Origin of the sequence: Microbacterium sp. 22215, from assembly GCF_052045655.1 — a bacterium.
Classification (GTDB): Bacteria; Actinomycetota; Actinomycetes; order Actinomycetales; family Microbacteriaceae; genus Microbacterium; species Microbacterium phyllosphaerae.
In genome coordinates this window covers 1-12,165 of the sequence record NZ_JBQEPC010000007.1, presented here as the reverse complement: position 1 = coordinate 12,165, position 12,165 = coordinate 1, and the positions used below count along the sequence as shown (strand labels likewise).

Genomic DNA, 12,165 nt, shown 5'->3' with positions numbered 1-12,165 from the left:
CGAACCGACGTCATCGGATCGTGCCCTCGTCGAAGCCGTCTGCGCCGTCGTCGAGCAGAGGCGAGATCGGGGGCAGATCGTCGAGTGAGTTGATGCCCAGGTGCTGCAGGAGCGCGTCGGTGGTGCCGTAGTTGATCGCACCGGTCTCGGAGTCCGCGAAGAGCTCTGTGATGAGCCCCCGAGCGAGCAGTGTGCGCACGACCGAGTCGACGTTCACGGCGCGGATCGAGGCGACCTGACTGCGCGTCACCGGCTGCTTGTAGGCGATCACCGCGAGCGTCTCGAGCGCCGCCTGCGAGAGCCGCGCCGGCGCCTGTCCGCCGACGAACTCGGCGACGACGTCATCGTGGTCCTCGCGCACGTAGAGACGCCAGCCGCCACCCACCTCGCGGAGCTCGAAGCCGCGTCGAGGGCCCGCTCCCCTGCCGTCGTAGTCGTCGACGAGCGTCTCGATGGTCTGCCGCACGGCCGCGACGGGCGAGCCGACAGCCGCAGCGAGGGCCACGAGACCGATCGGCTCGTCGATGATCAGCAGGATCGCCTCGATCCGTTCGGAAAGAGGCGATTCGAGGGCGACCTCGTCGGTCGTGGTCTCTGTCACGTCATCGGTCATAGTCGGCTCCCAGGGATGCCAGCGTCTCGTCCGACCAGTGGTCGGCGGCCCAGCGCAGCGTCAGCTCGCCGAGCGGTTCCAGTTGTTCGAAGGAGAGCGCCGCGTGGCGGTACAGCTCCAGCACAGAGATGAATCTCGCGACGACGATCCCCGGCTCCGTCACTCCCGCGACCAGCTCGCGGAAGCTCACCGACTCGGCGGCACGGAGCAGCGTCACGACGATCGCCGCCTGCTCGCGGATACTGACGAGCGGCGCATGCAGGTGATCGAGACCCACGTGCGGGATCTCCTTCGGAGCGAACGCGAGGAGCGCCAGTGCCGCGAAGTCGTCGGCGCTGAGCGACCAGACGAGTTCGGGTGTCTTCTTGCGATGCTTCTCATCGAGACGGACCGCGCGCACGTGACGCCGGTCCTCGCGCTGCAGGCACCGGGCGAACCACGCCGAGACCTCTTTGAACGCGCGGTACTGAAGGAGGCGCGCGAACAGCAGATCGCGCGCTTCCAGCAGCGCCACGGCCTCGGCATCCACCAGCTCTCCCTGCGGCAGGAGGCCGGCCACCTTCATGTCGAGCAGCGTGGCTGCGACGACGAGGAACTCCGACGCCTGGTCGAGCTCCTTGTCGTCGTCGAGCTCCTTGAGGTACGCGATGAATTCGTTCGTGACCGCACTCAGTGACACCTCGGTGATGTCCATCTCGTGCTTCGAGATCAGATTCAGCAGCAGGTCGAACGGTCCGTCGAAGTTCGACAGGGAGACCCGGAATCCCGGGTCGGCGATCGCCGAATCGGCATCGGTCTCTTCGGGCTCAGCCGGCGTCGCGGCCTCCGCCGGTGATTCGGACGGCTCGATCTCAGGCGACAGCGCCACGGGCGACCAGCTCCCGCGCCAGCCGCAGGTATGCCTGGGCGGCGGCGTGCTCCGGAGCGAACTCTGTGATGGGAACACCGGAGACGGATGCGTCGGGGAACTTCACGGTGCGACCGATGACGGTCTCGAGCACATCGTCGCCGAAGGCCTCGACCACACGCTCGAGCACCTCACGGGAGTGCAGCGTGCGCGGATCGTACATCGTGGCGAGGAGTCCGTCCATCGTGATCGACGGGTTCAGACGGTCGCGCACCTTGTCGATGGTCTCGATCAGCAGAGCCACACCGCGCAGGGCGAAGAACTCGCACTCCAGCGGGATGATCACGCCGTGCGCCGCGGTCAGGGCGTTCACGGTCAGCAGCCCCAGCGACGGCTGGCAATCGATGAGGATGACGTCGTACTCCCCCGCGACCTGGCGGAGAACACGGGCGAGGATCGTCTCGCGGGCGACCTCGTTGACGAGGTGCACCTCGGCAGCAGACAGGTCGATGTTCGCGGGCATCACGTCGAGGCCCTCGACATTGGAGTGCACGATCGCGTCGTGTGCGTCGCGCTTGGTGTCGAGCAGCAGGTCGTAGATCGTCGGGACGTCATGCGTCTGGATTCCGAGACCTGCGGACAGGGCACCCTGGGGGTCGAAGTCGACGGCCAGCACCTTGCGGCCGTATTCGGCCAGCGCCGCCGCGAGGTTGATCGACGTCGTCGTCTTGCCGACGCCGCCCTTCTGGTTGCACAGGGCGATGATGCGAGCGGGGCCGTGCGAGGCGAGTGGTTCCGGGGTCGCGAAGCCGTGATAGGGACGCCCGGTGGGTCCCATGGGTGTGTCGTCGGTCTTCGACGTCTTCGCCCTGGACTTCGCCGCGTTCTCAGCCACCGATTCTCCTGCTCCTTCGTGCTTGGTCGATTCTAGCGATCGCCCGGGGCGATCGACGTCTCGCCCCCGGCGATCCCGGGTTTTCGCCGTGCTGCCCGCGCGTGGCGGGCGTCACCGAGGGCGCTTCACCGGGCGCGCGGGTGGGAGGTCGCGTAGATGTCGCGCAGGGTGTCGACCGACACGTGCGTGTAGATCTGGGTCGTCGCCACCGACGCGTGTCCGAGCAGCTCCTGCACGACGCGCACGTCGGCTCCGCCCTGAAGCAGGTGCGTCGCGAACGAGTGGCGCAGCGTGTGCGGCGACACCTCGGCGGTGATCTGCGCATGCTCGGCAGCCGCGCGGATCACGAGCCAGGCGCTCTGCCTCGACAGCGGGGCACCCCGCGCACCGAGGAACAGCCGAGCGGAGGCCCGACCCTTCGCCGCGAGCCCCGGTCGCACCCGGGTGAGATACGCATCCACCGCCGTGCGGGCGAACGAGCCGATCGGGACGATGCGCTCCTTCGAGCCCTTGCCCCGAAGCCTCAGCACATCGCCATGGGCGAGATCGTCGACGTCGAGCCCCACGGCTTCCGACACTCGCGCGCCCGTCGCGTACAGCAGCTCGAGCAGTGCACGGTCGCGGATGCCGATGGGTTCGTCGGCCGAGGGTGCGGCCAGCAGCCCCTCCACCTGGTCGATGGTCAGCGCCTTCGGCAGCCGCCGGGGCGCTTTGGGCGGTCGCAGACGGCCGCTGGGATCGTCGTCCTCGATGCCTTCGCGCGCGAGGAATCGGTGCCAGCCCCGCACGGACGACTGCAAGCGGGCCAGGCTCGTGGCAGCCGGCTTAGGGTCGGCAGAGGAACGATCCGCGATGAAGCGCCCGACCACCGCGGGGGTGATCTCCGCGGAGTCGACGATGCCCTCGTCCGCCAACCACTCCAGGTAGCCGCCGAGGTCGCGGCGGTAGGCGGCGATCGTGTGCTCGCTGAGACCGCGCTCGATCGTGACGTGGCGCAGATACGTGTCCAACGCACGATCAAGCTGCATGCTCAGCCTCGGTCGCGCAGCCTCTGCGCGGCCGCGAGCACGCCGATGCTCAGGATGCCGTTGCGCATCCGTCCGTCGAGGACAGCGCGGACCGCCGCGTCGAGCGGAACCCACTCGACGCGGATGTCGGCCTCTTCGTCTTCGCGCGCGTGCGCAGCGGGCGCAGTCGAGATGCCGGTCGCGAGAAACACATGGATCGCCTCGTCGTTGCCGCCGGGCGTCGTCCACGACGAGACCAGCGGCTCCCAGTGCGCGGCGACCAGGTCGGCCTCCTCGGCGAGCTCGCGACGGGCAGCCTCGACGGGCTCCTCCCCCGCGATGTCGAGCAGACCGGCCGGAAGCTCCCAGTCGCGGTGACGGATCGGGTGCCGGTACTGCTGGATCAGCAGCACCCGCCCGTCATCGTCGAGCGCGAGGATCGCGACGGCGCCGGTGTGCGCGACGTACTGACGACGGATCTCTCCGTCGCCGTAGCGCACGCGGTCGTCCCGGACGTCCCACACAGCCCCTGCGAACACGATCTCGCTGCTGAGCACCTCGGGTTCGAAGGGCTCGTCGCGAAGGTCGTCGAACTCAGGCATCGGCTTCGACGTCGAACAGCTCGCTCGACCGGTGACGCTCGATCGCGGCGCCCACCAGACCGCGGAACAGCGGGTGCGGATCGGTCGGACGCGAGCGGAGCTCGGGGTGGGCCTGCGTGGCGATGTAGTACGGGTGCACGTCGCGCGGCAGCTCGACGTACTCGACCAGGTCGAGCTCGGGGTTCAGCCCCGAGAAGACGAGCCCGGCCTCGGACAGACGCGTGCGGTACGCGTTGTTGACCTCGTAACGGTGGCGGTGGCGCTCCGAGGCCTCCGGGGCGCCGTACAGCTCACGCGCCAGCGATCCTTCGGCGAGTGCGGCCTGGTAGAGGCCGAGGCGCATGGTTCCGCCCAGGTCGCCGCCGTCGAGGATCTCGACCTGCTCGGCCATCGTCGCGATGACGGGCTCGGTGGTCTCGGGATCGAACTCGCTCGAGGATGCTCCGGCGATGCCGGCGACGTCACGGGCGTACTCGATGACCATGCACTGCAGGCCGAGGCAGAGTCCGAGGGTCGGGATGCCCTGCTCGCGCGCGAACTTCAGCGCACCCAGCTTGCCCTCGATGCCGCGGATGCCGAATCCACCCGGGACGCAGATGCCGTCGAGCGCGGCGAGCTGCTCCTGCGCACCCTCGGGGGTCTCGCAGCGGTCCGAGGGGATCCAGCGGATGTTGACCTTGGTCTCCTGGGCGAAGCCGCCGGCCTTGAGCGCCTCGGTCACCGACAGGTAGGCGTCGGGGAGGTCGATATACTTCCCGACCAGGCCGATCGTCACCTCGTGCTTGGGGTTGTGCACGGCGTGCAGCACCTTGCTCCAGCGCGACCAGTCCACCTCGTCTGCGGCCTTCTGGTCGAGACCGAGGCGGCGGACGATGTACGAGTCGAGTCCCTGGTCATTGAGCGTCGACGGGATGTCGTAGATGCTCGGCAGGTCGACCGTGTTGATGACGCCCTCGGCATCGACGTCGCACATGAGCGCGATCTTGTTGCGGTTGCTCTCGCTGACCGGACGGTCGCTGCGCAGCACGAGCGCATCGGGCTGGATGCCGACCTGGCGCAGCGCTGCCACCGAGTGCTGGGTCGGCTTGGTCTTCTGCTCACCGGATGCACCCATGAACGGCACGAGCGACACGTGCACGAAGAACACGCTGTCGCGGCCGAGTTCGTGTCGGAGCTGACGGGCAGCCTCCAGGAACGGCTGCGACTCGATGTCACCGACCGTGCCGCCGACCTCGGTGATGATGACATCGGGGCGGGGGTCCTCGGTCGCCTGCAGGCGCATGCGCCGCTTGATCTCGTCGGTGATGTGCGGGATGACCTGCACGGTGTCGCCGAGGTACTCGCCGCGACGCTCACGGGCGATGACCTGCGAGTAGATCTGGCCGGTCGTGACGTTGGCGGCCTGCGACAGGTTGATGTCGAGGAAGCGCTCGTAGTGTCCGATGTCGAGGTCGGTCTCGGCGCCGTCGTCCGTGACGAAGACCTCACCGTGCTGGAACGGGTTCATCGTGCCCGGATCGACGTTCAGATACGGGTCGAGCTTCTGCATCACGACGCGGAGTCCGCGTGCCGTGAGGAGGTTGCCGAGGCTTGCGGCAGTGAGCCCCTTACCCAAAGACGAAACGACACCACCCGTCACAAAGATGTGCTTGGTCGTGTCGTTCTTGGGCCCCGCAGAAGAAGAGTTCATCACGGGCTTCGATCCTATCAGTCAGTGGGGGTGCCGAGGGTGAGAAGTTCCCTCGCGTGGGTGATCGCGGCGTCCGAATCGGTGAGTCCGGAGAGCAGTCGGGCCATCTCGGCCTCACGCTCCTCCCCCTCGAGACGGCGCACACTCGACGCCGTGACCGCTCCGTCATTGGATTTGACGACAGACAGGTGGTTCGTGGCGAACGCCGCGACCTGCGCGAGATGCGTGACGGCGATGACCTGCGACTTCTCGGCGAGTCGGGCGAGTCGTCGCCCGACCTCGATCGCTGCGGCCCCGCCGATGCCGGCATCGACCTCGTCGAAGACGAACGTCGGAACGGGGTCGGTTCCGGCGATGACGACCTCGATCGCGAGCATCACGCGCGAGAGCTCTCCCCCGGACGCGCCCTTGCCGACCGAGCGGGGCTCGGCGCCCGGATGCGGCGCGAGCAGGATCGCGACATCGTCGCGGCCGTGCGCGCTCTCCGCACCGGGGGTGACGGCGACCTCGAGCCGGGCATCGGGCATCGCGAGCGCATGGAGCTCGTCGCTCACAGCGACGCCGAGCTTCGCCGCGGCTGCCGTACGCTCTGCCGTCAGAACCTGCGCATGCACGTCGAGCTCGGCGCGTGCGGCATCGCGCTCGGCTTCGAGGCGATCGAGTCGCTCGCCGTCGTCGTCGAGTTCGGCGAGACGAGTCGACCCCGTCTGCCAGAGTTCCAGCGCCTCGTCCAGCGAACCGTGCGCGCGGATCAGCGTGCCGAGAGCCGCACGGCGCTCCTCGACGGCGGCGAGCTCGTGCGGACCGGTCTCGTCGAGATCGGCCAGGTAGGCCGACAGCTGGCCCGCGATGTCGGCGATGCGATAGCCGATGTCGGCGAGGCCTGCGGAGATCTCGGTGAGAGATGCGTCGGAGACGCGCTCGAGCGCTCGACGCGCTTCCGCGATCAGAGCGGATGCATCGGGCTCACCCTCTTCGTTCGAGAGCGCGCCGTGGGCCAGCGAGGCGGCGAGACGGAGCTCCTCGGCGTTGGCCAGTCGCTCGGCCCGGGCGGACAGCTCGACGTCCTCGCCCGGCTCGGGGGCTGCCGCTTCGATGAGCGCGAGCGCTTCGCGCAGACGCGTCGCCTCCTCGGCCCGACGATCTCGGTTCTCGGTGATGTCGATGATCTCGGCATCGAGTGCACGCCAGCGCGCGAAAGACGAGGCGTAGGCATCGAGTGCGTGGGCGATCGGCGCACCGCCGAAGCGATCGAGCGCGTCTCGCTGTGCGGCCGACGAGCGCAGTCGCAGCTGTTCGGACTGTCCGTGGACGACCACGAGCTCTTCCGCCAGTGCCGAGAGCACTCCGGCAGGGGCGGCCCGGCCCCCGACGCTCGCTCTGCTGCGCCCTTCGGCACTCAGTGTGCGAGACACGTACAGCTCGGCTGCGCCGCCCCCGGCGGGCTCCAGCTCTCCCCCTGCGTCCGCGACGATGTCGGCGACCCCGCCCGATTCGGGAACGATCCAGACACCCGCGACCGACGCCTGAGCGGATCCTGCTCGTACCGCGCCGGAATCCGCGCGCTGACCGAGCAGCAGACCGAGACCGGTCACCACCATCGTCTTCCCCGCGCCCGTCTCACCGGTGATCGCGGTGAACCCGGCGCCGAGGGGCAGCACGGCGTCGGCGATCACGCCGAGCCCCTGCATCCGCATCTCCTCGATCACGAGGCCGTTCCCTGTCCGCGCCAACCTGCGACCGGAAGCCGGAACTTGCGCACGAGCCGGTCGGTGAACTCCGTCGGGTGCAGGCGCGCGAGGCGCACCGGACGCGACGATCGACGCACGACCACACGCGCACCCGGCGGCAGATCGTGGGAGCGCCGCCCGTCGCACCAGAGGATGCCGGAGCCGGAGGTGCCTTCGAGCATCTCGATCGCGACAGCCGCATCCGGGCTCACCACGAGCGGCTTCGCGAAGAGCGCGTGGGCCGAGAGCGGCACGACCGCGATGGCCTCGACACTCGGCCAGATGACCGGTCCGCCTGCCGAGAAGTTGTACGCCGTGGAGCCTGTGGGGGTCGACACGACCATGCCGTCGCATCCGAAGCTCGACAGAGGGCGTCCGTCGATCTCGAGCACGACTTCGATCATGCGCTCACGACTGGCCTTCTCGACCGTCGCCTCGTTCAGCGCGAAGGTCTCGTAGACGACGGCGCCGTCGATGTCCTTGACACGCACCGACAGAGCCAGCCGCTCCTCGACCTCGTACTCGCGGTCGATCACTCGGCGGACCGCGGCGTCCATGTCGTCCCGATCGATCTCGGCGAGGAAACCGACGTGACCCATGTTGATCCCGAGCACCGGTGCCGCGCACCCGCGCACGAGTTCGGCTGCGCGGAGAATGGTGCCGTCGCCCCCGAGAACGATGGCGAGCTCGAGCTCATGCTGCGAGACGGTGTCGCCGAGCACGTCGACATCGGCGAAGCCGGGGTCGACCGCGCACAGGTCGGTGCTGTCGTCGGCGGCGAGCACGGGACGCGCGCCTGCACCGCGCAGCGCTTCGACGACCCGCCGGGCGGCGTCGACCGTGTCGTCACGGCCCGCGTGGGCGACGACCAGGATGTTGCGCTCGTTCATCGTCTCCCTGCCAATAGGTTGATGCGGTCTGACCATTCTGACGGATCGCTGCCCCGCCCCGGTGCGAGGTGCAGGAGATACTCCGTGTTGCCGTGGGTGCCGAGGATCGGGGAGGGAAGGATCCCGAGCATCCCGAGCCCTGCATCCCAGGCGCTCCAGGCGGTGCGCGCCACGGCATCCGCACGGGTCGCTGGGTCGGTGACCAGCCCGCCCTTGACGGCGGTGCGTCCCACCTCGAACTGCGGCTTCACCAGCAGGACGATGTCGGCTGCAGGAGCGGCGACGCCGGCGACAGCCGGGAGCACCAGTTCGAGCGAGATGAACGAGAGGTCGCCGACGATGAGGTCGGGAGATTCTGCTTCGCCGGTCACGTCCTGAAGGTTCTCGGGCGTCATGTGACGGACGTTGTAGCCCTCGACCAGCACGACGGCCGGATCGGCGGCGACGGAGGGTGCCATCTGATCGTGGCCCACATCGACCGCGAGCACTCGTCGAGCCCCGCGCTCGCGGAGAACCTGCGTGAAGCCGCCGGTCGAGGCGCCCATGTCGAGCGCGAGACGACCGTCGACAGCGATGCCGAAGTCGTCCAGGGCGGCGATGAGCTTGTGCGCCGCGCGGCCGACATAGTGATCGGTGGCGGCGACGGTGATCTCCGCGGAGTCAGCGACAGTCGTCGATGCCTTCACAACGGGGCGGCCGTCGATGCTCACGACGCCTTCGGCGATCAGAGTGGCTGCGTGGGTGCGCGAACGGGCGAGGCCTCGCGCGGCGAGGGCGGCGTCGAGTCGGGTCATCGGGTGCCCGGCGCGTCGCGCTGGTCGAGCTTCGTGCCGCTGTCAAGGCGGCGGGAGAGCTCATCGTGCAGTCCGGAGTATGCGCCGGCACGGGCAGCGAGAGGCTGCCCCTCGATCAGGCGCAGGCGACTCCACAGACCGTCGGTCGGTGCGTTCGTCGTCTCTTCGCTCACGCCTCTACTGTACGCGGCGGGGCCGACACGTCGTCGGAGCCACGGCGGCGGGGAGCGATCCGATCAGGGTCGGTGGAACGGGTCGTCGTAGAGGCGCTCGGGCACACGCAGCACGAAGACCGGGGTACCGGATGCCCAGATCGCGGCCGCACCGGCGCGCAGCAGATCGATCTGCGAATCGCCCTCGGAGACGATCTCGACGTCGGCACCGACGACGCGGACAGCGGCACCGTTGACCGAATGGATGCCGTCCTTCGACGTCACCTCGGGATACGGCTCGTGCAGCTCGCGAAGGTCGCTGAGGATGTACGTCGGGCGGGATCCTTCCGGAGCCGCGAGCACGTGCTTGGGGCGATCGATTCCGGTGAGCACCAGCGCCGAGCCGATGCCCGCACGGACCGCACCGAGGATGTCGGTGTCGAGACGGTCGCCGATGAACAGCGGCTTCTTCGCGCCGAAACGCTCGGTCGCCTCCTCGAAGATCGGCGTCTCCGGCTTGCCCGCGACCGTCGCGAGACGTCCGATAGCCGTGTGCACGGCCGACACGAGCGTGCCGTTGCCCGGGGCGACACCGCGCTCACGCGGGATCGTCCAGTCGGTGTTGGTGGCGATCCAGGGGATGCCACCTTCCTCCTCGGGAACCTTCAGGGCGAAGGCCGCCTCGGCGAGATCCGTCCAGGCGACCTCGGGGGCGAAGCCCTGCACGACGGCAGCCGGAGCATCCTCCGCGCTCCGGGTCACCGTGTAGCCCGCTTTCTCGGCCTCGTCCACGAGCCCCGCTCCCCCGACGATCAGCAGCGTCGCCGGCGGCGGGACGATCCCCGCGAGCAGGCGCATGGCGGCCTGCGGGCTGGTGATGACGTCAGCCGGAGCGACGTCGAGTCCGAGGCTGCTCAGATGCTCAGCGACCGAGGCGTCGGTGCGTGACGCATTGTTCGTGATGTACCCGAGACGAGCGGTCGCAGCGGCAGCGTTCAGGCTCTCCACCGCGTACGGCAGCGCACCCGGTCCGGCGTACACGACACCGTCCAGATCGGCCAGCACGGCATCCACCCCGTCGAGGGGCGTACGCAGCGCCGGCTTCTTGGAGAACAGCCCCACTACGCCTCCTCGGAGGAGTCGGATGCTGCGCGCTTGTCGTCCTGCTCGACGCCGTTCTGCTCGTCTGCGCCGTCGTCCTCGGTCTCGCCGAGAAGCTCGCGCACCTCGTCGTCGATCGACGGCTCGGGCTCGGGCTCGGGCTCGGCGTCAGCATCAGCATCAGCATCAGCATCAGCATCAGCATCAGCATCAGCATCAGCATCAGCATCAGCATCAGCATCAGCATCAGCATCAGCATCAGCATCAGCATCAGCATCAGCGGGGGCTTCTTCGGACTGCGGCATGTGGTCCTCGTCGTCGAAGTCGCCCTCGATGAGGCCGTCCTCGATGATGATCTCCTCGTCACCGGCTTCGTCGACACCGAGCGCTTCGGCGGCGACCTCGGCGCGATGCGCCCAGAACTCGGCCTCGTCGGTGCGTCCCAGGTCCTCGAGCACGGCGGCGCGTGCGGCGAAGAGAGCGGGGCTCCATTCGAACGCACGATCGGGATCGAGCTCCGGAATCTCGAGCTCCCCGAGCGCGAGTTCGAGGTCGCCCTGGTCGAGGCGGGCTCCCGACATGGCGATCGCCAGCGAGACCCGCACAGGGGTCGTCAGTGCCGTGCGGTCGACCGCACGGCCCGTCTCGAGGGCGCGATCGGGGCGACCGATACCGCGCTCGCTGTCGACCATCAGAGCGATCTGATCATCCTTGCCGGAGATCCGGCGATACGTGCGGAGCTCACGCAGAGCGAGAGCGAAGTCCTCGGTCGCATAGGCGGTGATGCCGAGCGTCTCGCGGACGATGGCGATACGGCCGGCACGACGAGATGCAGCGAGAGCGTGCTCGTGAGCAAGCGCAGGATCCTCATCGATGAGGCGGGATGCCATCGCGAGGTGACGTGCGACGAGGTCGGCGTTCTCCTTGCTCAGCGTCTTCAGCTCGTTGCGAGCCGACGTGTGCAGGTCGCGAGCAGTGACATCGTCAGGGATGTGCGGGTCGTTGAACCTCGGGCGGTCGCCCGTCGCCTGCACCGGACGTTCGCGGTCGACACCCCCGCGCTGCGGGTAGGAGCGCGACGAGTCCCGGTCCTGACGGGGCGCGCGGTCGTCGCGGTTGTACCCGCCTGAACGAGGGGCGCCGCCGTCACGGTTGTCGCGGTTGTAGCCGCCCGAACGGGGAGCACCGCCGTCGCGGTTGTCGCGGTTGTAGCCACCCGAGCGGGGAGCACCACCGTCGCGGTTGTCGCGGTTGTACCCACCCGAACTGGGAGCACCACCGTCACGGTTGTAGCCACCCGAGCGGGGAGCACCACCGTCGCGGTTGTCGCGGTTGAAGCCACCCGAACGGGGAGCGCCACCGTCGCGGTTGTCGCGGTTGAAGCCACCCGAACGGGGAGCACCACCATCACGGTTGTCGCGGTTGTAGCCACCCGAACGGGGAGCACCACCATCACGGTTGTCGCGGTTGTAGCCACCTGAACGGGGGGCGCCACCGTCACGGTTGTAGCCACCCGAGCGAGGAGCACCACCATCACGGTTGTCGCGGTTGTAGCCACCTGAACGGGGGGCGCCACCGTCACGGTTGTAGCCACCCGAGCGGGGAGCGCCACCGTCCCGGCTGTCGCGGTTGTAGCCACCTGAACGGGGGGCGCCACCGTCACGGTTGTAGCCACCCGAGCGAGGAGCGCCACCGTCGCGGTTGTCGCGGTTGTACCCACCCGTGCGGGGAGCACCACCATCACGGTTGTCGCGGTTGTAGCCACCCGTGCGGGGAGCACCACCATCACGGTTGTCGCGGTTGTAGCCACCTGAACGGGGGGCGCCACCGTCACGGTTGTAGCC

Annotated in this window: 12 protein-coding genes; all 12 read right to left on the bottom strand. The window is 68.8% G+C overall.

The window, feature by feature from the left end:
* Positions 1–10: 10 nt before the first annotated feature.
* Positions 11–613, bottom strand: a complete 603-nt coding sequence (gene scpB, locus ACTJKH_RS12325) for an SMC-Scp complex subunit ScpB (RefSeq protein ID WP_440737175.1) — start codon at positions 611–613, stop codon at positions 11–13.
* A complete protein-coding gene (locus ACTJKH_RS12320; RefSeq protein ID WP_440737174.1) occupies positions 603–1,481 on the bottom strand; it encodes a segregation and condensation protein A in 879 nt (292 codons plus the stop codon). Before ACTJKH_RS12320 ends, scpB begins: the two co-directional genes overlap by 11 nt.
* Positions 1,465–2,298 carry a ParA family protein gene (locus ACTJKH_RS12315; protein ID WP_167948901.1) on the bottom strand — a complete coding sequence of 278 codons (834 nt, stop codon included), beginning with the start codon at positions 2,296–2,298 and terminating at the stop codon, positions 1,465–1,467. Before ACTJKH_RS12315 ends, ACTJKH_RS12320 begins: the two co-directional genes overlap by 17 nt.
* Positions 2,299–2,480: 182 nt before the next feature.
* Entirely contained in the window at positions 2,481–3,383 is a 903-nt protein-coding gene (gene xerD / locus ACTJKH_RS12310; RefSeq protein WP_440737173.1) for a site-specific tyrosine recombinase XerD, read from the bottom strand.
* Between the two features lie 2 nt (positions 3,384–3,385).
* A complete protein-coding gene (locus ACTJKH_RS12305; RefSeq protein ID WP_440737172.1) occupies positions 3,386–3,964 on the bottom strand; it encodes an NUDIX domain-containing protein in 579 nt (192 codons plus the stop codon).
* The gene (locus ACTJKH_RS12300; protein ID WP_210098378.1) at positions 3,957–5,654 is read right to left on the bottom strand and encodes a CTP synthase; all 1,698 of its coding nucleotides are present in this window, start codon (positions 5,652–5,654) and stop codon (positions 3,957–3,959) included. The genes ACTJKH_RS12305 and ACTJKH_RS12300 overlap by 8 nt, the downstream gene beginning before the upstream one ends.
* 17 nt (positions 5,655–5,671) lie before the next feature.
* The gene (gene recN, locus ACTJKH_RS12295) at positions 5,672–7,363 is read right to left on the bottom strand and encodes a DNA repair protein RecN (protein ID WP_440737171.1); all 1,692 of its coding nucleotides are present in this window, start codon (positions 7,361–7,363) and stop codon (positions 5,672–5,674) included.
* Positions 7,360–8,274 (bottom strand): NAD kinase, encoded by a 915-nt coding sequence (locus ACTJKH_RS12290; RefSeq protein WP_440737170.1) that lies wholly within the window; start codon positions 8,272–8,274, stop codon positions 7,360–7,362. Before ACTJKH_RS12290 ends, recN begins: the two co-directional genes overlap by 4 nt.
* Entirely contained in the window at positions 8,271–9,068 is a 798-nt protein-coding gene (locus ACTJKH_RS12285) for a TlyA family RNA methyltransferase (RefSeq protein WP_440737169.1), read from the bottom strand. Before ACTJKH_RS12285 ends, ACTJKH_RS12290 begins: the two co-directional genes overlap by 4 nt.
* On the bottom strand, positions 9,065–9,241 hold the full coding sequence (locus ACTJKH_RS12280; RefSeq protein WP_440737168.1) for a hypothetical protein: 177 nt from the start codon (positions 9,239–9,241) through the stop codon (positions 9,065–9,067). Before ACTJKH_RS12280 ends, ACTJKH_RS12285 begins: the two co-directional genes overlap by 4 nt.
* Positions 9,242–9,304: 63 nt before the next feature.
* Positions 9,305–10,342 (bottom strand): HAD-IIA family hydrolase, encoded by a 1,038-nt coding sequence (locus tag ACTJKH_RS12275; RefSeq protein WP_440737167.1) that lies wholly within the window; start codon positions 10,340–10,342, stop codon positions 9,305–9,307.
* Positions 10,342–12,165 (bottom strand): hypothetical protein (locus tag ACTJKH_RS12270; RefSeq protein WP_440737166.1); only part of this gene is annotated, 1,824 nt, incomplete at its 5' end. The genes ACTJKH_RS12270 and ACTJKH_RS12275, both read right to left, overlap by 1 nt.

Coding starts and splice junctions, on each gene's coding strand:
- scpB (WP_440737175.1), bottom strand. CDS start 613: ATGACCGATGACGTGACAGAGACCACGACCGACGAGGTCGCCCTCGAA.
- ACTJKH_RS12315 (WP_167948901.1), bottom strand. CDS start 2,298: ATGGGACCCACCGGGCGTCCCTATCACGGCTTCGCGACCCCGGAACCA.
- xerD (WP_440737173.1), bottom strand. CDS start 3,383: ATGCAGCTTGATCGTGCGTTGGACACGTATCTGCGCCACGTCACGATC.
- ACTJKH_RS12305 (WP_440737172.1), bottom strand. CDS start 3,964: ATGCCTGAGTTCGACGACCTTCGCGACGAGCCCTTCGAACCCGAGGTG.
- ACTJKH_RS12300 (WP_210098378.1), bottom strand. CDS start 5,654: ATGAACTCTTCTTCTGCGGGGCCCAAGAACGACACGACCAAGCACATC.
- ACTJKH_RS12290 (WP_440737170.1), bottom strand. CDS start 8,274: ATGAACGAGCGCAACATCCTGGTCGTCGCCCACGCGGGCCGTGACGAC.
- ACTJKH_RS12285 (WP_440737169.1), bottom strand. CDS start 9,068: ATGACCCGACTCGACGCCGCCCTCGCCGCGCGAGGCCTCGCCCGTTCG.